We start from the raw sequence: 20,048 nt of genomic DNA on the forward strand, positions 1-20,048 counted from the left end.
AAGTTAGGGCCGTGGCTTTGTTTTTTGTCTTTTTAATTCAATGTATTAAGTGTTGAGTTAAGATGACGGAAACTCCACCAATTTGATAAAAAAGCCGCTTTATAGCGGCTTTTTTTATGGCTGAAATTTATTACTTAAGTTGTTTCACTGGTCTGTGGTCTATTGCCGCTTGTTGCAAAACTTTTGACAGGTAAAGCTACGGGGTAGTTTTTTCTGGTGCAAGCGCCCGTGCTTTGGCTCTTGCTCTTTTGTTTCTTTGAGCTTTTTTACTCGCTAAAACAACAGTATTGATAAACTCTGCTGATTTGTTACTGGGGTTATAAACGACTTCAACAACAACACCATTATGTTCGATAATATCGCCGTGACGTATTTTTTTACGTTTTTGAACGACAGTTTTATTATTGACCAGCACTTTACCTTCACTGATCATAGTTTTAGCTTCACCGCCACCACCAACCATATTGGCAATTTTAAGTAATTTATAAAGTTCTATCGGTTCAACACAAATGTCGACCTTGGTGTGTTCAGACATGAAATACGCCTAATGATGTTAAATAATATTGTTCAATTCTAACATATATAACCCTTATAGCGTGAGTGGCTAAAAAATAATAGCACAGTGATTAGGTAGATTATTTCGTTAAGTTACGAAAAAATGGTACAATTAATGTGTTTAGCTAAACTGTATAGCTAAATTGTATAGCCAAGCCGAGTCGCTAAAGAGAGTTGTCTGTTGAGTACCAATACCCGTATTAATTTTATCAACCACATTAACAAAATAGCCCCTGCACAATGGCATTACCACAACCGTAATAACCCATCTCCTTTTCTTCGTTATAATTTTTTTAAAGCACTTGAAGAAAGCCAAAGTGTTCATGGTAAACAAGGTTGGCAAGCGCATCATTTAGTAGCAAGCACTAATGATAATGTGAGCGCAATTATGCCACTGTATTTAAAAAGCCACTCTTGGGGTGAATATGTTTTTGATTGGGATTGGGCTGATGCTTTTGAGCGCTACAATACAGACTATTACCCTAAATTAGTTGCCACAATTCCCTTTACCCCCGTAACAAGCGATAAATTGCTTTCATCAAAGCAGCAGGTTGATGACTTCTTTGCTCCTTTAATAGCGCATTGTCAGCAACATAATATTAACAGCTGGCATATTTTGTATTGTCATGAAATAAAAGCCGATTTACCCGACGATGTATACCAACGCAACACGGTGCAATTTCATTGGTTTAACCGCGGCTATCAAACCTTTGATGACTTTTTAAACACCTTTACCTCACGTAAAAGAAAAAACACCCGCAAAGAAAGACAGTCAATTAGCCAACAAGGTATTAGCATTCGTCAATTGTTGGGCGATGACATCACGAAAAAAGATCTCGACTTTTTTTATTTAACCTACCAACTAACTTATTTAAAGCGAGGGCATCAACCCCATTTAACTTATGCGTTTTTTCAACAAATTGTGACTACTTTAGCAGACAGTATTTTATTAATTATTGCCAGTGATGCGCAAGAAGATATCGCTTGTGCGTTATTTTTTTATGATGACGAGCAATTATATGGTCGGTATTGGGGCTGTACGAAACAAGTGAATAATTTACACTTTGAACTTTGTTATTATCAAGGAATTGCCTTTTGTCTTAAAAATAATATCAAAGTATTTAACCCCGGCACGCAAGGTGAGCACAAAATAGCGAGGGGCTTTGAACCGGTATTAACTTATTCGTACCATTGGATAAAGTCCCCCTTTTTTAAAGAGCCTATTAAAAACTTCTGTCTACAAGAGCAAGCGCGTATGCTAACTTATCAACAACAATGTCGGCAAATGCTACCTTTTAAAACGTTAAATGAGCCTAATGAAATATGATGAATAAACCTTTTTCTCAAGCCTGTGAAAATAATAAACACCCTATTTTAACTCTATTAAGCAAGGTATTCGCAAACACTAAACACGTGTTAGAAGTAGGCTCAGGTACGGGGCAACATGCGGTGTACTTTGGCCAAAACTTACCTCACTTAACGTGGCAAACCAGTGATTTACTCATAAACCACTTAGGTATTAACTTATGGTTAGATGAAGCAAAGTTAACTAACGTATTACGCCCTATTGTTATTGATTTGCAGGCAAGTTGGCCCATAGCGAATAGTACCGCTATCGATGGCCTTTATACCGCCAATACCTTACATATAATCAGTTGGCCGTTAGTGGTTAAATTTTTTGAAGGGATTGAGAAACATGTAGCGTCTAAAGCCAATGTTTGTATTTATGGACCTTTTAACTACCAAGGAAAATTTACCAGCGAAAGTAACGCTAATTTTGATTTATGGTTAAAAGCGCGAGATGAAAATAGTGGCATTAGAGACATTGAAGCCATTTTAACCTTGGCAAGCGCTGCGGGGCTTACCTTACTAGACGACCATGCTATGCCAGCTAATAATCGTCTATTGGTTTTTTCTAAAGCATAGCGCGGGTAACGGTTACCGGCGCTAACATAAAGTACTTTTATTGGTTAACTAAAGAAACCTCACTTTACTTGGGTGTTGCTAACGCTATGTTCAGTGTTTTTAAATTATTGGCGATATCTTCCGCGGCAGACTTTGGCTTAACGTCTTCATCTATTTTTAATATTTTTCCTTCCTTAGAAATATAAAAAGTGACTCGACTGGCTACCCGAAAAACGTTTAATACGTCATACGCTTTAGCAGTTTCTTTCGTTGGGTCACTTAGCATAGGAAAGTCTGCGCCGGTTTTTTTTGCAAAATCGCGATTGTCATCGAGTGGGTCAACACTGGCCATAAAGTAGCTCACGTTGTATTTTCTAATTAAGTGCCCCTGCTCTACTAGCGACTTACATTCAATAGTGCAACCTCGGGTATTCGCCATAGGATACCACGCTAAAATTACCGCCTGCTTACCTAGGTAATCACTGAGTTGATAATAATCACCCGTGGTTGCTTGTAGCCTAAAGTTTGGTGCTTGATCACCCACCTTTAAATCTGTCGCTAATAAGTTAAAGCTAGAAAACATCGCCAGCGTAGTACAAAGCCGTATTAGTGCTTTTTTCATAACAGTAATCCTTAATTTAAATTTAAATATGACAATAACGTTAAGTTACTTGCTTTTAATTACTTGTTTTTAATTACTTGTAAAGGTAGCCACTGGCGTTAACGATTCGTTAAGCAGAGTTAATGTATTATCGTTTAGCTGGTAAAAAGCAGTACTGGCTAACGCATTAAAATAGTCTTGCTCGTTAATAGCCATATCAAAACAAGCCATTTTTGTTGCGCCGACACCACTGAAGGTAATTTTTCCTACTCCCTCAATAGGGGCTTTTACTTCATAATTCCCAAAAAAACGATTGCAGCCAGCAAAACCTGTGATACGGTTATCTTGTTCATGTAATATTAGGTGTTTTGCTAGGCCATTATTTTTCGTTTTCTTTGGCGGTGTTTCTACGTTAACACTACCAAGCTGTGTTAGTTGCCATTTTATTAATGTCAGTGTATTAGACGAAGTGGTTGTTTGATTACCACTTGCTAAAGTATTACCTGACTGACAACCGCTTAACGCGACTACTAGCGAAAGTACGCTGATGAGTAGTAATTTATTCATATTTTATCCTTAATAGAGGGCGGGTGTTTTAGTGTTCTTAATATAACAATTAGGCTGATATTTTCGCACAGATACCCTAGATATAAAACTAACGCCACGCTATTTACGCCGCTCTGGTTGCGTTAAATTGTAAGACTCTATGAAACAGAGCGATAAAACCGGCAATTGAAGCTAATATGGTAAAGTGTCGCCCTGTACTGTGTTGTGCTGTGTTTTCAAATCAATACTGCTTTGAAACAACCTCGGGTCATCCATTTTTTTCATCATTAACGTATCAGGTAGGCAGTCGTCATCTATATAGTCGGCAAAATCACCGGCAGGGTCAAACACTAAAACATCTAATGCTAACCTATCCATGCCGTATAAACCTCTGTGGATCATATCAGCAGAAAAAACCAGTAAATCGCCTGCTGCTAGCGCAATTTTTTTACCCTGCGACAATTCATCACTGCTCACTTTGCCCTGTTCTTCTTGCCGCACATTATACTCTTCTTCAGTATCCCAGCGTTGGTGTGTTCCAGGCACTAACTCCATGCCAAGCTCGTCAAATAAAGGGACACGAAGATGCACAACTTGTGTATTTTTAATGGCTTGCTTTTGCCCTTCAATATCATGATCATATTGACAATCTCTGTGCCAAAAGTCTTTTTGGTCTGGGTTAACCGGGTTAAAAAATAATTGCGTGTTCATAAACGCAGCTTTATTGGGGATTAAAAGATCAATAACCGCCATCATTTTAGGCGAGCTAATAAAACTAAAAAGCTTCAGCCGCTCATCAAAAGCTAAATATTGGCTGCCAGTAATTAAAGAAGCGTTAAAGGCCTCTTCTTGGTAAAACTGTTGATGATCTTTTTTCCACAATTGATGAAACGTTAAAATAGTCTCTCGCAGCTGTAAAATTTCAGTTTCACTAAAATAACGTCGAATAACAAAATAACCTTTGTCGTTATATTGCTGCTGTAACTGTTGTTGATTAACGGACATTAATGACTACTACCTGATTTTCATTTAATTATAAAAACACTGAACTATATTTACTGAGCTATATTTATTAAGCGACAATACGCTTTTAGTTACGGCTTATTAACACTATTTTTCTTTTAGATCAAAATAGATAAAAAAATAAATTAAGGTAATAATAGACCCAATCAATAACAACACTTTAGTAAACAACCATAAGACACTTGATATGAATACTCAGAAAAACATTTTTGCTAGCTTTTTGTTAATGTTAACGCTAACAGCTTGTTGCGGCCCAGATCCTGCGATAAAAAAAGCTGGTGACTTTATCAGCCAACAAAAAATAGACAAGTCGGATGTTACTTGGAAAACCCAGTTAAGCAAACCCCCAATGCTGACTTTTACGCAAGGGAAAGATTACTTTTGGGAGTTACAAACAAACCAAGGTAACTTAACCATAAAGTTATTTACCGACTCAGCCCCCATGCATGTTTCAAGTACTATTTATTTAACGAAACTGGGTTTTTATGATGATCTCATTTTTCACCGCGTTATTCCTGGTTTTATGGCGCAAGGTGGTGACCCTCTTGGTAGCGGAAGAGGTAACCCTGGCTATAAGTATGAAGGTGAATTTGCTCCTGATGTAGGCCATAGTGAAGCGGGTATACTAAGCATGGCAAATGCTGGACCAGGTACCGATGGTAGCCAATTTTTTATTACCTTTAAACCAACCCCTTTTTTAGATGGTAAACATACCGTTTTTGGTCAAGTGGTTACAGGGTTAACTGATACCTTAACTAACATAGAAGCACTTGGGAGTAGCAGAGGAAAAACCTCTGAGCCCATTAAAATTATTAAAGCATTTATTCGGGTGGCCAATAAATAAAAAACCCACGTAATTGGCGTGGGTTTTATTGTAACGTTATTACTGAAAGGTTTAGTTGACAGTTAAAGCGACTACTTAAAAGACCCAGGCCATTCCGCAGCAATAAAGGTAAACACTGCCCAAGCCGCGACGTTTTGGCGTAAGTGCGCAGGGTTTACCTTGTCAAATGTATCGTCTGGGGTATGGTGTAAATCAAAATAATCTGTGCCGTCTTGCATCAAGTTCAATGCGGGTACACCTAAACGAGATAGCGGTATCATATCTGGACCACCATGGGTATCACCACTGTGTCGGCTAACGCCTAAAATACCCATGAGGCTAGCCATGGTATCAATGACATGCAGCGCGTTAGGTGAAACATTGCTAGATGACTGAAGGCCATAAATAGGACCTGCACCAAAGTCAGACTCTGAGCCAATCACATGGTTAGCTAATGTGCCATCTGCTTGTCTTGCTTTAGCGTAAGCACGTGCTCCTATTAAGCCAAATTCTTCTGCTCCCCAAAGAATTACACGAATCGTACGACGAGGACGCTCTTTTGTATTATTTTTTATTAACGCAGCGGTTGCCATCGCAATAGCAACGCCAGCACCATCATCAACCGCCCCTGTACCTAAGTCCCAACTGTCTAAGTGGCCACCAATAACAACCACTTCATTAGGCAGCTCTCTGCCGGTAATTTCTCCAATAACATTTTTTGTGATAATAGGCCCTAAGTCTTTAGTTTGCACATTTAAGCGTATTGTTGGTGTGTGCCCGTAATCAATTAGACGCACTAATTGGTCTGCATCAGGGTTAGACAAAGCAATAGCCGGTACTGCTGTGTAGCCCATAGCTACATTGGTACTACCAGTATGTGGGTTACGGTGATCATCTGTACCAATAGAGCGAATAATTAACGCCTCAGCCCCTTTTTGTGCCGCAAGCTCATGCCCTTTACTACGGGCAATATTGGCTGGGCTGTAACCCGCACCATCTTTAAACTTTTCCATGCGTTGACTAATAAAAGCAATTTTCCCTTTTAAGCTGTTATCTGCTGCTTTTTCAAGATCTGCATAACTTTTAAAATGCACTATTTCAGCTTCTAAACCCCCTTTAGGTGTTGATTTTGAACGACCGAGCGCCGTTATTATCATTTTTTGAGGCGAAGGGAGTAATATTTCTGCCGTTTCTACGCCACGTAACCAACCATTCATTGTTACATCTTCGGTATAAACCTTATCAAAGCCTAATTTTTCTAGGTTATTAATAGCCCATTTAATGCCTGCTTTTTCACCCGGTGTGCCTGGGTAACGTGCGCCTACTTCTGTGGTGAGAGACTTTAACAACTCATAAGCATTATTATCATTAATTGCCATATCACGGAGGTTAACCGTGGTATCCTTAGTTTTTTGTGACACTGGGATAACCTTGTCATAACCAAATGTCGATGTTGTGAAAGCAAGCGTAGTAAAAGCTACTAGTGCAATGAGTCTCATAGGGGGGTCCATAAATGCTTATTATTGAATTACAGGTTATTATACCTGAGACTTTTGTCCAATAATTTACTCGCAAAATCAGCCTTTTCAACCGTAAAGATAAACATACAGCAAAAGAATTTATATAATGATCTCTCCTTCCGTAGCAAGTGCCAATAAAGCGTTAGCAAACACTACGTTAAAAATTGCCACATTGAATTTATTTAATTACCTTGAGCCCCCAAATGCCGCTTACGAGTTTGAGCGGATTTATAGTGCTGAGCAATGGCAAAAAAAACAACGGTGGATTACTGACTATTTAGATGAATATCAACCCGATATTATTGGCTTTCAAGAAGTTTTTAGTCCTGAATCCTTAAAGGAATTAGTCGCAACACAGGGGTACCATTATTTTGCTGTGGTTGATCACCCCCTGATTATTGATGATTTTATTTATAAGCGCCCTGTCGTCGCTATTGCGTCTCGCTACCCTATTGTTGACGTGGCTGCGGTAACCCCCAACATTGAACTTGCTCAGACGTTAGGCTTAAGTAGTGACTTTTCTTTTAGTCGTAAGGTGTTAAGAGCAACGGTTGATGTACCACACATGGGTAATTGTGACTGTTATGTTGTGCATTTTAAATCTAAACGTTCAATCATAGAAATAGAAGAAAATAACAATTACTCGCCAGAGCAAACAATTATCGAAAGCCTAAAAGCACAAGTGGCGGGGAGTTGGGGGGCAACCGTACAGCGTGGTAGTGAAGCGACATTATTGATGATAAGTATGATAGAGCGCCGTGAAGCGTTGGGCCACCCTATGATTTTACTGGGTGATTTTAATAATACCTTAACCGATGGTGTCTTAAACCATTTACTCACTAACACCTTACGGTTTGTCTCAACTTTTGACCGTGATGCGTATCTGGCTAAGTATTGTTTATATGATGCTTGGGATTTATACCAAACAATCCTTGCTAATGATAATAAACATAGCGATGAAGTTAAGCGAGCACGTACCCCAACCCATTATTTTGGTGCAAGTAGTTCGGTACTTGATTACATTTTATTGTCATGTGAATTTGATGCCAGTTACCACGACAGCCTTTATGAGGTTAGCGCACATGATACTTATGATCGACATTTAATTAATCCTATTTTTGAACGCGATGGCGAAAGCACTGATCATGGGGTTGTATTAGTTACCCTCACGTTAAGGTCATGATAATAGTGTGGCTTTAATTACCCAGTGCCTCTTTTTCTTTAAAGCTCTCGATTAAGTCATTCAGTGCTTTTTCCCGTTGCGATTTTAAATTATTAGGCACTAACCGGCAAAACTTTACTGCTGCGATGGCGCGGTGATTCCCATAAAGCGCTAACACCTGGGCTAAAAAGTCTTCATTTAACGCAAAAGTTTTACTTAAATACGTTAGCATACTGTGATAACTAGCAAAAGTTAGGCCGTCAAACTCAAACGTTTCATCTATTACAACATCGTCGACGGGAATCCCATCAACACTTAACGCCCAACCACTATAATTAACGCGCTCTTTGGCGATTAAGTACATTTTCCAACCGCTTTTTTTAAACCCCTCAAATGCACTGCCCGTTAATTCTGACTCTTGTAATGCTTGCTCGGTCCAATTTGCCCCAATGGATAACGCCTTTGCATTGTGCTGTACCATTTTTTCTTTAATGCACTTTTCAAGTGTCGCTAATGCACTAACATGGCGATGACAGCGATACGATTTACACTCAGCACAAATAGGCATATTAACCACTTGATGGGTCACTAGCTTGGCTAATATGGTTTGATCAGAACCCTCACCACAAAACCAGCAGGTGAACCGGCAATTAAAGGGAATATCAAGGTGTTGTATCTTCATCGATTCATCCGCTCGTTATAAGTTGGGGATTAAGCTATTTAAGCGCTATTTTCTACAAGGTCACGTAAAACTGCCACAAAGGTTTCTTGTGGTTGCGCTCCTGTTAGTGCGCTGGTGCGATTAAAGACTACGGTGGGTACACTCGTTACGCCCATTTGACGCCATTGTGACTCAAGTGTTTTAACGCGGTTTATTATCTCATTGTCTACTAATGCAGACTCAGATTCTTTAATAGAAATGCCCACAACCTCTGCTTCTTTAAGCAATACTTCTCGCTTTGAAACATCTTTATCTTCGGTAAAAAATGCAGTAAACAAGCGCATTTTTAATTCGGTTTGTTTACCTACATGATGGGCGTAATCAAGCAATACATGGGCATCAAAAGTATTGACGATTTTCATGTTATCGGTGTAGTTAAAGTCAAAGCCGTATTTCGCGCCAGCTTGGGTAATATTCATTCTTGCGCGCTCGCTTTCTTCTTTTGATGAACCATATTTTCTGGCAATATGCGCACCTAAGTCTTCACCCTCTGCTGGCATGTCTGGGTTAAGCTCAAAAGGTTGCCATGTTATTTCAACTGTATCTTGTAGATTTAATTCTTTAATAGCCGCAGCTAAATGGTGATAGCCAATAATGCACCAAGGGCACACAACATCTGAAATTATATCTAATGTAATTTTTTCATTCATTTCTTTCATAAAAATCCTTTGTTAGCGTTAATATACATTCACAAGAAAGTCGCTGATATAGCGCTTATAACAATTACTTCACTGCTGTAACTTTTATACTAACCTCTATGGTCATTTCTGCTGTCGCTTCTGCTGTAAACAAACAGCTTTTTCTTTATTGCAGTGTAACATGGTTTCCCGCGAGCGAAATTGCCATACTATTGTTACCACACCTTACCACTTTATTTGAATACTAACATGGTTCTAACCTGCGTTTTGAAACTCGCATCTTAACGTGGTTGAGGTATAATATTAGCCCCTATTTCAAAGTATAAATGATTACCATGACAATTGATCTTAATAGCCGTTACGGCTTAAACCCTGCCCATAGTGAAGTGGTAGAAGCGTGCAAAATTATTAAGCCATGCGCTGCGTTAGATATGGGTTGTTCAAACGGACGTAATGCTGTTTACCTAAGCCAACTCGGCTTTAATGTGGCCGCAGTAGACGCTAACCCTAACGCTATCGGCATGTTAAACAGTATTATTAACGAAGAGTCTCTAACCAATATTAAGGCTGAGGTTTATGATATTAACCACGCCAAGCTGAGTGCAAATTATGGTTTTATTTCTTGCACAGTTACCTTAATGTTTATTGACCCAACACGTATCGACGCAGTTATTGCTGATATGCAAGCACATACTTTACCTGGTGGTTATAACCTAATAGTTTGTGCCATGAGCACGTCAGAGCACCCATGCCCAATTAACTTTCCATTTGTGCTCAATGCAGGCCAATTACCTGAAATTTATAACGATTGGGAAATAATTAAGTATAATGAAGACGTAGGCACAATGCACAATGGCACACAGTTACAGTTTGCAACGCTGTTAGCGCGAAAGCCTAATGAGTAAAGAGCCAAGTAAGTAAATGTGCAAGTAACTTTGCTACCCCCATATTGGGTATAAATACTATAATTAGTGCGGGTGTTTACTGCCCGTTAACGATACTAAGCGCTATTTTTGCAATAATTTGATAAGTTTTAAGGGCAAACAAGCGATAGTAAACCTTTCAACAAAAAATCACTACAGACGTTATAAAGAGCGCTTCGGGCTAGTCTAACACCTGAAAAAAAATGTCGCTTCACGCCAGCTATTATTATTTTTTAGGTTTGCGATAACAACCCAAGCCCAACTTTTATACTGGTTATAATACTGAAATAAATGAGTAAACCTATAGACTTTTTACGTCGGCGAGTAAGTAACTCTTTAACAGCAATACCATGACTATTTACTAATGTAGATTGCCATAATAGCAACCAAAATATTTTCAGAGTAAAAGAAGAGCCGTCAATCATTAGCTTTTTTATTCTAAATGGACATAAGCACATATAAGCAGTGTAAATTGTTTTATTATTTTCTTTTAATTCAAACTTTGTCGTGAAGCGATCGTAATAAGCTTCAACCATCGAGTTTTGTATTTTATGGCGCTGTGATTGAATTCGTTCAAAACTCATTGTAAACCTACCAATTTAGTATTTATGCGACATGCTGTTTGTGTTGCATAATCACTCGTCAGACTATGGCATTACCTGCCTGGAGTGTCAGCGTTGCGGTTGGTCATGTTGCGGGAATTCGCTTTTATAACGTTAGTTACCTCAAGCAAATGTAATGGGGTTGGTCATCACTTTGTAAACTATCCCTGCATCATTCAGCGTTTATTATTAGGCTATTACACCGAGTTTTTAGGTAAAAAGCAATCGCCTTTTTAAGAGCACATACGTTATTTATTAACTTGGGCTAGTGTGCTAATTACATTTAATTTATCACCATTGATAAAGATAAAAGACAATATATAATTGCTTCAAGTATTTAAGCGTTATTATGCTAAGAGAAATTTGAGCTGTAATAGTGTTTTTTATCAATGATTCATCTCAGAATCAGAGAACTTACTTAACAATATTGGAGTTAGCTTTTTAATAACACTCCTTACAACTAGGAATCGCATAACGGAAGCAAATTACTATGCAAAAAACATCTTTATTAGCTGTATTAGTTACTACAGCTCTCACCGCCTGTGGAGGTGGTAACGAAAGTTCAGAGCCTGAACCGAATAATAACAACCCAACAACTAATTCATCACCAGCGCTTTTAGATAATACTTTTTCAGTCAACTATGATGAGTCTCTTGTTATTAATGTCGCTGATTTAGCCGTGGATAGTGATGGTGATTCACTTTTATTATCTGATGTACAAGATGAAAATAATATAACATCAAATATTGCGACTACTTCATTTACTATTTCACCATCGAGCGAACATGTTGGAGAGCAAACGATTTCGTTTTCGGTTTCTGATGATACCGATAGTGTCAATGGTTCTATTACCATTATGGTCACGAATAGTAAGCCAACTGCTAATGATGTAACGACTCAAACCAATTCAAATACCCCATTAATACTGACTATTGACGCTGATGACAACGAGGCTGATATTGCTAGTGTTGAGTTTTCAGAGCCTAAATATGGCCGTATTGAAACAACCGGTAATGTAACAACTTATACTCCCAATACAAACTTCGTTGGCGATGATGAAATTAGTTATATAGTAACCGATGAGATTGGCGAAACTGCAACAGCAACAATAACAATTACAGTTAGCCTATCAAATCAACCTCCTGTTGCTATTCAAGATGAATATAGAACCGTGATGAATACTGCAGTTACTTTATCTTTATTAAGCAATGATACTGACCCTGAATCACAAGAAGTTTTATATGTTAGCTCTGTTACAAGTACCAATGGCACGGTAGAAGTTATTGATGAGCAACTTACCTATACCCCAGTTGATGGTTTTTTTGGCCAAGACAGCTTTACCTATACTATTAAAGACACCTACGGTGCTACCGCTACAGCTGAGGTAATCGTACATGTTGGCGCTGTTGAGTTTGATATTGATGATTTAGCAACTAACATTCATGCACCGGGTATTATTATTAATGGTGAAAACACCGGTATTTCATCCAATGACGGGCTATTTGGTAGCTCTATAGCAATTGGTGATATAAATAATGATGGCTTCAATGATTTAGTCACCTCTCGCCCGACAGTTAAGATAGGAAATTGGAGAGAAGCGGGTAAAGTTTTTTTAATTTATGGCTCAAACAGCTATGACTCTAAAGAAATAATAGTAAATACCATGCAAGCGAGCCAAGGTTTCTCCATTAATAGCCCTGCAGACTTCACTGATTTTGGTAGCTTTATAAGTATTGTTGATATCAATAACGATAATACACAAGACATCATTTTTGGTGCTAGCCATTATGATGGTGGATTAGTTAACCAAGGTGGTGCTTATGCAATTTACGGCCAACCGTCATTCTCAAAAAGTTTATATGAAATGTCTGTTCCTGCGTCAATTGACTTTGATTATACCCTTTTTACCGCAAAAGACTTACACTCAGACAGGTTTGGACGATTTACAACTAATGTTGGGGATATAAATAATGACGGTATTAGCGATATTATCGTCACTAAAGGCGAAGGTTCTTTAAGAGAGCATTATGCTCATTTTGTTTTTGGTAGCAACAACATAGATAATGAACAACATATCGACGTATTGACCAACGCAAAGGTATTTAATGATTTGAACGATGCGACACTAAAACCACATGCTGTAGGTGATATCAACGGTGATGGAATTGATGATTTTGCATTAACTACAATCGACATAAGTTTAACTGCTGATGATGCTAGCGTTTATGTATTTTTTGGTAAGAGTAACTGGTCTGGAACGTATCAACTCTCTAGTGCTGACATAATATTTAAGTCAGATACCTTACGCGGTAGATTTGGCCAAGAAATTAAAGTGCTTGGCGACATCAACGGTGACAATGTGCCTGAATTACTGATATCAGAGCATAAGTATGATGAAAATGGCATAAAAGGTCGAGTGCATCTAATTTATGGTAGCACCACCTTTCCGCCAGTGATTAATTTAGATAACTACCTTGCAAATTCAAGTCATGGGTTCACCATTACAGGTTCAGACACTCTTAACAACCATGCAGGCTTCACTTTAGCAACTGGCGGAGACTTTAATGGTGACGGTATTGAAGACTTTATAATTGATATCCCTAGTGCGGGAAAAATTGCGCTAATATATGGTGGTCAAGATCTAAGCACTGGTATTGATTTAGACACTTATACCTTAAATAATGATGCAGATGGCACAAAAGCTTTAATTATCACTGGGCTTGGCTCTAGAGGATATAGCGGTTCGGCATCTATTAGAATGAAGAACGGATTAGCGTTCGGTGACTTTAACAATGATGGCATTGATGATATTGCTGTTGCCAACCCTGCAGATGAAAAAGTCTACGTATTCTTTGGTAGTGCTCAATGGCAAGGAAATAAAAAGTACAACTAGAGTGCAGTAGCTCAATTTTTAATAATTTGGTTAACTAAGGCGCTCGCTTATAAAACAATATGAGCGAGTGTCACAATTAATTCTTTCTTTAAGCCATAGCGCTAAGAAAAAAGAAGTGCCCCTTTATCGGATTACTCTATACTAAACATTTCAACACGGTTTCTGCCCTTACTCTAGGCTTTATAAAGAGCATCATCAGCCTGTCCGATTAAGTCATCACTGCTTGCACCTATCGTAGCTGTCGTCACACCAAAACTTGCTGTTATATTTCCAACATTAACAAATTCATGGAACTCTAAAACGTTAATTTGAGCGACTGTCGTAATTAATTTATCTTCGGTGACAATATGATGACAGTTGCTGCGATAGATAGACTTGCTCATCACAGTGATATTTATCAAATAAAAGGAGAAAGTTATCGTAAAAAACAAGCAATGAAATTAAATTCAAACACCGGCCAAATTAATTGACGCCGACCAGACAAGTTAGTTGAAGTCTGAGACCAATTTAAGCGATTGTTTTGATAACTAGCGCACCATGGAAATTGAGGATTTAACTCGCTACCAATACTTAGGAAACTTGTTACAATGCTATTTTTGATCTTAGATAAACTTTAGGCAAACTATGAATAACAGTAATGACCCACTATACGGCATAAAACTTGAACAAATGTTAACCGAGCTGGAAAAAAAAGTTGGTTGGGAGCAAATGGGTGAATTACTTAATATTCGTTGTTTTATGAATAAACCACGTTTTAAATCAAGCTTAAAGTTTCTGCGTACCACCCCGTGGGCACGCAGTAGAGTTGAAATTTTATACCTAAAAACATTTTGTAGTAAACATAAAGAAACAGGGAAAATAATCAGAGCAATACTTGCTCAGAATAAAAACGCAGCACAAAAGACTTCCACCAAGCCTACTAAGCCCGCTCCTTTTGTTTGGCCAACTTCGAAAAAGAAATAGATTTATGGTTCCTAAACCGTGTTGAAGTATTGATAATATAGTTATTAACCATCTATCCCAAGAAAATCAGTCAATATTTAACGTAAATATGCTTAAAAAAGCCAAATAAAAGACAAACCGAAGTTTGTCTTTTTAATATATTGCCTGAATGTTAAGTATTCAGATACACAATCAACTAATTAATATACGTTTCAATGGGTGGGCATGAGCACACTAAATTTCTATCGCCGTAAACATCATCTATGCGGTTTACCGTTGGCCAGAATTTATTTACAGCAACGCCCGGTACAGGGAATACTGCGTCACTGATTGAGTAAGCTCTTTCCCAATTAGCTTCGGTAATATCTGCTAATGTGTGCGGTGCATGGTGTAATGGGTTGTTGTCTAATGTCCATTCACCTGATTCAACTTTACGTATTTCGTCGCGAATACACGCCATGGCTTCGACTAAACGATCTAGCTCAACTTTAGACTCAGATTCCGTTGGTTCAATCATTAATGTGCCTGCAACAGGAAATGACATGGTTGGTGAATGGAAGCCATAATCTATCAGTCGTTTCGCGATGTCCATTTCAGTGATGCCAGACGCTTCTTTTATTGGGCGTAAGTCAACAATACATTCGTGCCCTACTCGGCCATTTTTGTCTGAGTATAAAATGGGGTAATGCTGGCTTAATTTAGTCGCTAAGTAGTTGGCATTCATAATGGCATGTTTAGTTGCTGCAGTTACGCCTTTTTTGCCTAATAACGCAATGTAAAGGTAAGAAATACATAATATACCCGCACTACCATAAGGTGCAGCTGATACTGCGCCATTACCTGCTGTTGCTTGGTCTATATTCACTAAGGCATGGTCAGGTAAGAAGGGTGCAAGGTGTGCTTTAACACCAATGGGTCCCATACCAGGTCCGCCGCCGCCATGAGGAATAGCAAAGGTTTTATGTAAGTTTAAGTGTGATACGTCTGCCCCAATAAAACCGGGTGAAGTAATACCCACTTGTGCGTTCATATTTGCGCCATCAAGGTAAACTTGGCCGCCATTATCATGAATAATATTACAAATTTCTCGGACTGTGGTTTCATAAACACCGTGTGTTGACGGGTAAGTAATCATGACACAGGAAAGATTTTCAGACAGCTCTTCAGCTTTTGCTTTTAAGTCGGCCATGTCAACATTGCCTTCTTTGTCACAAGCAACCACGACAACTTTCATGCCAACCATTTGTGCTGACGCTGGGTTTGTACCGTGTGCAGAAGCCGGTATTAAACAAATATTACGGTGTGAATCGCCACGGCTTTCATGGTATTTTTTAATCGTAATAAGGCCTGCATATTCACCTTGTGCGCCAGAGTTAGGTTGCATCGACATTTTGTCATAACCGGTTAACTCTACTAGCCAGTCGGCTAGTTCATCAATCATTTGCTTGTAACCTTGCGCTTGGTCAACGGGTGCAAAAGGATGCATATTCGCAAATTCAGGCCAGGTTACGGGCATCATTTGTGCTGTTGCGTTTAGTTTCATGGTGCAAGAGCCAAGTGAAATCATTGAATGATTCAAGGCTAAATCTTTGTTTTCAAGTCTTTTTATATAACGCAGCATTTCGGTTTCACTGTGATACGAGTTGAACACTGGGTGCGTTAAAATTTTAGATTCACGAATAAGGTCGGCCGGAATTGAAGTAGAGCCTTGCGTCATTATTTGTGCATCTAGCCCTGCTACGTCTAAACCGTGATCAGCGCCTAATAAAATAGTAAATAACTGTGCAATATCAGCACGTGTTGTGGTTTCATCAAGTGAGATACTCACTTGGTCTGCAATATCTGTACGTAAGTTAACGCCAGAAATAAGTGCACGTTCAACAATTTCAGCTTTATTAATGTTGCTATTAGCAAGGTTAAAGGTGATGGTGTCAAAGTAATGATCATGCACGGGTGATAAACCTTTAACTCTAGTACCCGTTGCTAAAATGTCAGCAAAACGGTGAATACGGTTGGCAATTGTTTTTAAGCCTTCTGGCCCATGATAAACCGCATAAAAAGCGGCCATGTTGGCTAATAAAACTTGGGCAGTACAAATATTTGAGTTGGCTTTTTCACGACGAATGTGTTGTTCGCGTGTTTGCATTGCCATACGGAGTGCGTTGTTACCGCGTGTATCTTTCGACACACCAATAATTCTACCCGGTAATGAACGCTTGTATTTATCGCTAGTGGTGAAAAAGGCAGCATGAGGGCCGCCGTAGCCCATAGGCACACCAAAACGTTGCGTTGAACCAATTACGGCATCAGCGCCTAATTCACCCGGTGATTTTAACAATACCAAGCTCATTATGTCGGCAGCAACGGCAACAATGCCTTTGTTTTTCTGTATGTTAGCAATTAGTTCACTAATATCGCTTACTTCACCCGTGGCACTTGGGTATTGTATCAGTGCACCAAAGGTATCATGTGCTGGCGCTTCTTTTGCTGGGGCAACTATAACGTCAAAACCAAACATGGCGGCACGTTCTTTTACCAGATCAATAGTTTGTGGAAAAACGTCATTAGCAATAAAGAAAAGATTCGATTTTTTATTTTTAGAAACACGTTTAGCCAGCGCCATGGCTTCTGCTGCGGCGGTGCCTTCGTCTAATAATGAAGCGCTTGCAAGCGGTAAGCCTGTTAGGTCGATACACATTTGCTGATAGTTAAGTAATGATTCTAAGCGCCCTTGGGCAATTTCAGGTTGATAAGGTGTATAAGCCGTATACCAACCTGGGTTTTCTAGTACATTACGGGTAATAACATTAGGGGTTAATGTGCCGTAATAGCCTAAACCAATGTAGGAAGTATTTACTTTATTTAAGCGAGCAACGGCTTTTAAATCAGCGAGTGCTTGAACTTCTGTTTTACTATCACCAATCGCTGGTAATTGCGATAAACGAATATCCTTAGGGACAATTTCATCGATTAATGCGTCAACTGATGCTACACCCAAATCATTAATCATGATATTAGTTTGTGCTTCACTTGGACCAATATGGCGACGGATAAAATCTTGCGTTTGCTCTAACTCTGCTAACGACACTTTGGCCAAAGAGTTAGTTGATGATTGAGAAGTCATAACAGTTCACTTAAATAATAGTTTTATAACAATGTTTAATAAAAGAAAGCCTCTATTCCTAGCAGAAAGAGGCTTTAAAATTCGTTAACTAATGACAGATTTAGCTAAGGTGCTCAGCATTTAAGCAAAACTGTCAAGTTACTAGCCGTTGGAGCTTAGTGCGTTAAGTGGCAAGTCGACAAATGCAGACTATGCAAACTATACAGACTAAGTTGGATTAGCGACGCTAAAACAAAAACTAGTCTTCGTCGATAGAATCAGCGTAGCCTTTAGCGTCAAGTAAGTCGTCTAACTCACTGGCATCATCCATTTTAATTTTAAATAACCAACCTTCGCCAAAGGCGTCAGAGTTGACTAGTTCAGGGGCATCTTCAAGTGCTTCGTTGATTTCAATAACTTTGCCTGATACGGGTGCGTAAATGTCTGACGCTGCTTTTACTGACTCTGCCACACAAATATCATCACCTACGCTTACTTCATCGTCAATGTCGGGTAATTCAACAAAGACCATATCACCTAATAAGTCTTGTGCGTGTTCAGTAATACCCACAGTAACAATACCGTCACCTTCTTCACGTACCCATTCATGCGATGTTAAATATTTTAATTCTGAAGGAATGCTGCTCATTTTTATTTTTCCTATTGGTTAATTTTTTAATTTGATTAAACTTACTATCACCGTTATTACTATGACAAATATTACTACCAAAAACACGCTGTTAACGTTTAAAGATTATATCAATAAAGATCCTGTGTAAAAGATCATCAATGATAGTATAAATCTTAAATAATTAACATTGCAGGTAAGTCAACAAAAATTATACCTACAACTTGTACATTCAGTGGTTAGAGTAAGGTTTAATACCATGGTAACTGCCGGTTTGATTAAAATATTTTTTTGCCGTTACGAACAAAACCTGGCTTAATAACTTTTACTTGTACGTTTTTTTTACGCATTTCAACTTCGACGATATCACCTAGGTTCACACTACGCGGTACGCGCGCTAAAGCGATACTGTGGCCTAATGTTGGCGAGAATGTACCCGAAGTAATTTCGCCATGACCAAACTCGGTAACAACCACTTGATGTGGGCGTAAAATACCTTTTTCTGTTAATACTAAGCCTACCAATTTGGGTTGGTCGGCTGCCGCTTTTTGCGCTGTTAACACATCACGGCCAATAAAGTTACGCTCTTGGGGCTCCCAGCTAACGCTCCAGGCCATATTCGCGGCTAAGGGTGATACGGTTTCATCCATATCTAATCCATATAAATTCATCCCTGCTTCTAGTCGTAAGGTATCGCGCGAGCCTAAGCCACACGGAGTAACGCCTAAATCCAGTAGTTTTTGCCAAAGATCTGCAGCTTGGTCTTCAGGAACAATTATTTCATAGCCGTCTTCACCGGTATAACCTGTTGTAGCAATAAACAAATCATCAATTTGCATACCAAAAAAAGGTTTCATACCTTCAACCGCACTCACTTGTGCCGGTGTTAATAAACTAGCTACTTTCGCTTTAGCTGCTGGCCCTTGTACGGCAATAATGCCAAATTCTGGGCGCTCTGTAATGGTGGCGTCAAAAGCTGTTATTTGTTTTGTTAGCCACGCAAGGTCTTTTTCACGTGTGGCTGAATTAGTGATTAAGCGATAACGGGTGTCTGCAAAGAAATATATAATTAAATCATCAATCACACCACCACTTTCATTTAGCATACCGGTGTAAAGTGCTTTACCTGCAACGGTTAACTTAGCAACGTCGTTTGCCATAACATGGCGCAAAAATGCTTTTGCATCATTACCTTCTACATCAATAATGGTCATGTGAGAAACATCAAACATGCCGGCATGTTGTCGAACAGCATTATGCTCCTCTATTTGCGAGCCATAGTTAATGGGCATTTCCCAGCCGTAAAAATCAACCATTTTGGCGTTAGAAGCTAAGTGTTTTGCATGTAATACGGTTTTATTAATCATACGTTATTCCTAAAGAGGTTATACTTTAAGCAGTGATACCGACAAACAATTAATCAGGTACTGATAAAATTTGCCTAGATTATAGCCCCTCAATTC

20 protein-coding genes are annotated in these 20,048 nt (G+C 38.9%); 8 read left to right on the forward strand and 12 right to left on the reverse strand.

What is annotated here, in order from left to right:
• Positions 1-196: 196 nt before the first annotated feature.
• Positions 197-535 carry an RNA-binding S4 domain-containing protein gene (locus AC0UA9_RS04120; protein WP_475657416.1) on the reverse strand — a complete coding sequence of 113 codons (339 nt, stop codon included), beginning with the start codon at positions 533-535 and terminating at the stop codon, positions 197-199.
• A gap of 201 nt (positions 536-736) precedes the next feature.
• Between AC0UA9_RS04120 and AC0UA9_RS04125 the strand changes: the two genes are divergently transcribed.
• A complete protein-coding gene (locus tag AC0UA9_RS04125) occupies positions 737-1,882 on the forward strand; it encodes a GNAT family N-acetyltransferase (protein WP_475657418.1) in 1,146 nt (381 codons plus the stop codon).
• A complete protein-coding gene (locus AC0UA9_RS04130) occupies positions 1,882-2,481 on the forward strand; it encodes a DUF938 domain-containing protein (RefSeq protein WP_475657586.1) in 600 nt (199 codons plus the stop codon). Before AC0UA9_RS04125 ends, AC0UA9_RS04130 begins: the two co-directional genes overlap by 1 nt.
• A gap of 64 nt (positions 2,482-2,545) precedes the next feature.
• Here the strand turns inward: AC0UA9_RS04130 and AC0UA9_RS04135 are convergent, their stop codons facing one another.
• The 3 genes from AC0UA9_RS04135 to AC0UA9_RS04145 all read right to left on the reverse strand — a co-directional run bounded on the left by AC0UA9_RS04135 (position 2,546) and on the right by AC0UA9_RS04145 (position 4,612).
• Positions 2,546-3,082: a peroxiredoxin family protein gene (locus AC0UA9_RS04135; protein WP_475657420.1), complete on the reverse strand. Its 537-nt coding sequence runs from the start codon at positions 3,080-3,082 to the stop codon at positions 2,546-2,548.
• Between the two features lie 69 nt (positions 3,083-3,151).
• A complete protein-coding gene (locus AC0UA9_RS04140; RefSeq protein WP_475657422.1) occupies positions 3,152-3,628 on the reverse strand; it encodes an META domain-containing protein in 477 nt (158 codons plus the stop codon).
• A gap of 171 nt (positions 3,629-3,799) precedes the next feature.
• Positions 3,800-4,612 carry a phytanoyl-CoA dioxygenase family protein gene (locus AC0UA9_RS04145; protein ID WP_475657424.1) on the reverse strand — a complete coding sequence of 271 codons (813 nt, stop codon included), beginning with the start codon at positions 4,610-4,612 and terminating at the stop codon, positions 3,800-3,802.
• A 205-nt stretch (positions 4,613-4,817) separates the two neighbouring features.
• Between AC0UA9_RS04145 and AC0UA9_RS04150 the strand changes: the two genes are divergently transcribed.
• Complete coding sequence (locus tag AC0UA9_RS04150; protein WP_475657426.1) at positions 4,818-5,474, forward strand: peptidylprolyl isomerase; 657 nt, start codon at positions 4,818-4,820, stop codon at positions 5,472-5,474.
• Positions 5,475-5,545: 71 nt separating this feature from the next.
• On the opposite strand, the gene AC0UA9_RS04155 is transcribed toward AC0UA9_RS04150, so the two are convergent.
• Complete coding sequence (locus tag AC0UA9_RS04155; RefSeq protein ID WP_475657429.1) at positions 5,546-6,952, reverse strand: M20/M25/M40 family metallo-hydrolase; 1,407 nt, start codon at positions 6,950-6,952, stop codon at positions 5,546-5,548.
• Between the two features lie 127 nt (positions 6,953-7,079).
• Between AC0UA9_RS04155 and AC0UA9_RS04160 the strand changes: the two genes are divergently transcribed.
• Positions 7,080-8,156: an endonuclease/exonuclease/phosphatase family protein gene (locus AC0UA9_RS04160; protein WP_475657431.1), complete on the forward strand. Its 1,077-nt coding sequence runs from the start codon at positions 7,080-7,082 to the stop codon at positions 8,154-8,156.
• Between the two features lie 13 nt (positions 8,157-8,169).
• Here the strand turns inward: AC0UA9_RS04160 and AC0UA9_RS04165 are convergent, their stop codons facing one another.
• Positions 8,170-8,817 carry a hypothetical protein gene (locus AC0UA9_RS04165; RefSeq protein ID WP_475657433.1) on the reverse strand — a complete coding sequence of 216 codons (648 nt, stop codon included), beginning with the start codon at positions 8,815-8,817 and terminating at the stop codon, positions 8,170-8,172.
• Positions 8,818-8,855: 38 nt separating this feature from the next.
• Positions 8,856-9,515 (reverse strand): DsbA family oxidoreductase, encoded by a 660-nt coding sequence (locus tag AC0UA9_RS04170; RefSeq protein ID WP_475657435.1) that lies wholly within the window; start codon positions 9,513-9,515, stop codon positions 8,856-8,858.
• Between the two features lie 314 nt (positions 9,516-9,829).
• Here AC0UA9_RS04170 and tehB point away from each other — a divergent pair, with 314 nt between their 5' ends.
• Positions 9,830-10,399: a tellurite resistance methyltransferase TehB gene (gene tehB / locus AC0UA9_RS04175; protein ID WP_475657437.1), complete on the forward strand. Its 570-nt coding sequence runs from the start codon at positions 9,830-9,832 to the stop codon at positions 10,397-10,399.
• A gap of 251 nt (positions 10,400-10,650) precedes the next feature.
• Here tehB and AC0UA9_RS04180 read toward each other — a convergent pair whose 3' ends face one another.
• Positions 10,651-11,001 (reverse strand): hypothetical protein, encoded by a 351-nt coding sequence (locus AC0UA9_RS04180; RefSeq protein WP_475657439.1) that lies wholly within the window; start codon positions 10,999-11,001, stop codon positions 10,651-10,653.
• Positions 11,002-11,509: 508 nt separating this feature from the next.
• Between AC0UA9_RS04180 and AC0UA9_RS04185 the strand changes: the two genes are divergently transcribed.
• Positions 11,510-13,912: an Ig-like domain-containing protein gene (locus AC0UA9_RS04185; protein ID WP_475657442.1), complete on the forward strand. Its 2,403-nt coding sequence runs from the start codon at positions 11,510-11,512 to the stop codon at positions 13,910-13,912.
• A 173-nt stretch (positions 13,913-14,085) separates the two neighbouring features.
• On the opposite strand, the gene AC0UA9_RS04190 is transcribed toward AC0UA9_RS04185, so the two are convergent.
• Positions 14,086-14,295: a hypothetical protein gene (locus AC0UA9_RS04190; protein WP_475657592.1), complete on the reverse strand. Its 210-nt coding sequence runs from the start codon at positions 14,293-14,295 to the stop codon at positions 14,086-14,088.
• On the opposite strand from AC0UA9_RS04190, the gene AC0UA9_RS04195 reads away from it, so the two are divergent.
• Together AC0UA9_RS04195 and AC0UA9_RS04200 are read left to right on the forward strand one after the other, a co-directional pair.
• Positions 14,263-14,382 (forward strand): ATP-binding protein, encoded by a 120-nt coding sequence (locus tag AC0UA9_RS04195; RefSeq protein ID WP_475657588.1) that lies wholly within the window; start codon positions 14,263-14,265, stop codon positions 14,380-14,382. The two genes, AC0UA9_RS04190 and AC0UA9_RS04195, sit on opposite strands and share 33 nt — an antisense overlap.
• 154 nt (positions 14,383-14,536) lie before the next feature.
• On the forward strand, positions 14,537-14,875 hold the full coding sequence (locus AC0UA9_RS04200; protein WP_475657447.1) for a VF530 family protein: 339 nt from the start codon (positions 14,537-14,539) through the stop codon (positions 14,873-14,875).
• 175 nt (positions 14,876-15,050) lie between these two features.
• Here the strand turns inward: AC0UA9_RS04200 and gcvP are convergent, their stop codons facing one another.
• The 3 genes from gcvP to gcvT all read right to left on the reverse strand — a co-directional run bounded on the left by gcvP (position 15,051) and on the right by gcvT (position 19,952).
• Positions 15,051-17,978 (reverse strand): aminomethyl-transferring glycine dehydrogenase, encoded by a 2,928-nt coding sequence (gene gcvP / locus AC0UA9_RS04205; protein WP_475657449.1) that lies wholly within the window; start codon positions 17,976-17,978, stop codon positions 15,051-15,053.
• A gap of 238 nt (positions 17,979-18,216) precedes the next feature.
• A complete protein-coding gene (gcvH, locus tag AC0UA9_RS04210) occupies positions 18,217-18,606 on the reverse strand; it encodes a glycine cleavage system protein GcvH (protein WP_475657451.1) in 390 nt (129 codons plus the stop codon).
• Positions 18,607-18,863: 257 nt separating this feature from the next.
• On the reverse strand, positions 18,864-19,952 hold the full coding sequence (gcvT, locus tag AC0UA9_RS04215) for a glycine cleavage system aminomethyltransferase GcvT (protein ID WP_475657454.1): 1,089 nt from the start codon (positions 19,950-19,952) through the stop codon (positions 18,864-18,866).
• Positions 19,953-20,048 lie beyond the last annotated feature (96 nt).

The organism is Colwellia sp. F1 (assembly GCF_056238625.1).

Excerpts from the sequence above, each read along its gene's own strand:
- AC0UA9_RS04120 (WP_475657416.1), bottom strand. The coding sequence starts at position 535 with ATGTCTGAACACACCAAGGTCGACATTTGTGTTGAACCGATAGAACTT.
- AC0UA9_RS04180 (WP_475657439.1), bottom strand. The coding sequence starts at position 11,001 with ATGAGTTTTGAACGAATTCAATCACAGCGCCATAAAATACAAAACTCG.
- AC0UA9_RS04200 (WP_475657447.1), top strand. The coding sequence starts at position 14,537 with ATGAATAACAGTAATGACCCACTATACGGCATAAAACTTGAACAAATG.
- AC0UA9_RS04130 (WP_475657586.1), top strand. The coding sequence starts at position 1,882 with ATGAATAAACCTTTTTCTCAAGCCTGTGAAAATAATAAACACCCTATT.
- AC0UA9_RS04160 (WP_475657431.1), top strand. The coding sequence starts at position 7,080 with ATGATCTCTCCTTCCGTAGCAAGTGCCAATAAAGCGTTAGCAAACACT.
- gcvP (WP_475657449.1), bottom strand. The coding sequence starts at position 17,978 with ATGACTTCTCAATCATCAACTAACTCTTTGGCCAAAGTGTCGTTAGCA.
- AC0UA9_RS04190 (WP_475657592.1), bottom strand. The coding sequence starts at position 14,295 with ATGAGCAAGTCTATCTATCGCAGCAACTGTCATCATATTGTCACCGAA.
- AC0UA9_RS04165 (WP_475657433.1), bottom strand. The coding sequence starts at position 8,817 with ATGAAGATACAACACCTTGATATTCCCTTTAATTGCCGGTTCACCTGC.
- AC0UA9_RS04195 (WP_475657588.1), top strand. The coding sequence starts at position 14,263 with ATGACAGTTGCTGCGATAGATAGACTTGCTCATCACAGTGATATTTAT.
- AC0UA9_RS04145 (WP_475657424.1), bottom strand. The coding sequence starts at position 4,612 with ATGTCCGTTAATCAACAACAGTTACAGCAGCAATATAACGACAAAGGT.
- AC0UA9_RS04155 (WP_475657429.1), bottom strand. The coding sequence starts at position 6,952 with ATGAGACTCATTGCACTAGTAGCTTTTACTACGCTTGCTTTCACAACA.
- gcvH (WP_475657451.1), bottom strand. The coding sequence starts at position 18,606 with ATGAGCAGCATTCCTTCAGAATTAAAATATTTAACATCGCATGAATGG.
- AC0UA9_RS04185 (WP_475657442.1), top strand. The coding sequence starts at position 11,510 with ATGCAAAAAACATCTTTATTAGCTGTATTAGTTACTACAGCTCTCACC.
- AC0UA9_RS04150 (WP_475657426.1), top strand. The coding sequence starts at position 4,818 with ATGAATACTCAGAAAAACATTTTTGCTAGCTTTTTGTTAATGTTAACG.
- AC0UA9_RS04135 (WP_475657420.1), bottom strand. The coding sequence starts at position 3,082 with ATGAAAAAAGCACTAATACGGCTTTGTACTACGCTGGCGATGTTTTCT.
- AC0UA9_RS04140 (WP_475657422.1), bottom strand. The coding sequence starts at position 3,628 with ATGAATAAATTACTACTCATCAGCGTACTTTCGCTAGTAGTCGCGTTA.
- AC0UA9_RS04170 (WP_475657435.1), bottom strand. The coding sequence starts at position 9,515 with ATGAAAGAAATGAATGAAAAAATTACATTAGATATAATTTCAGATGTT.
- tehB (WP_475657437.1), top strand. The coding sequence starts at position 9,830 with ATGACAATTGATCTTAATAGCCGTTACGGCTTAAACCCTGCCCATAGT.
- gcvT (WP_475657454.1), bottom strand. The coding sequence starts at position 19,952 with ATGATTAATAAAACCGTATTACATGCAAAACACTTAGCTTCTAACGCC.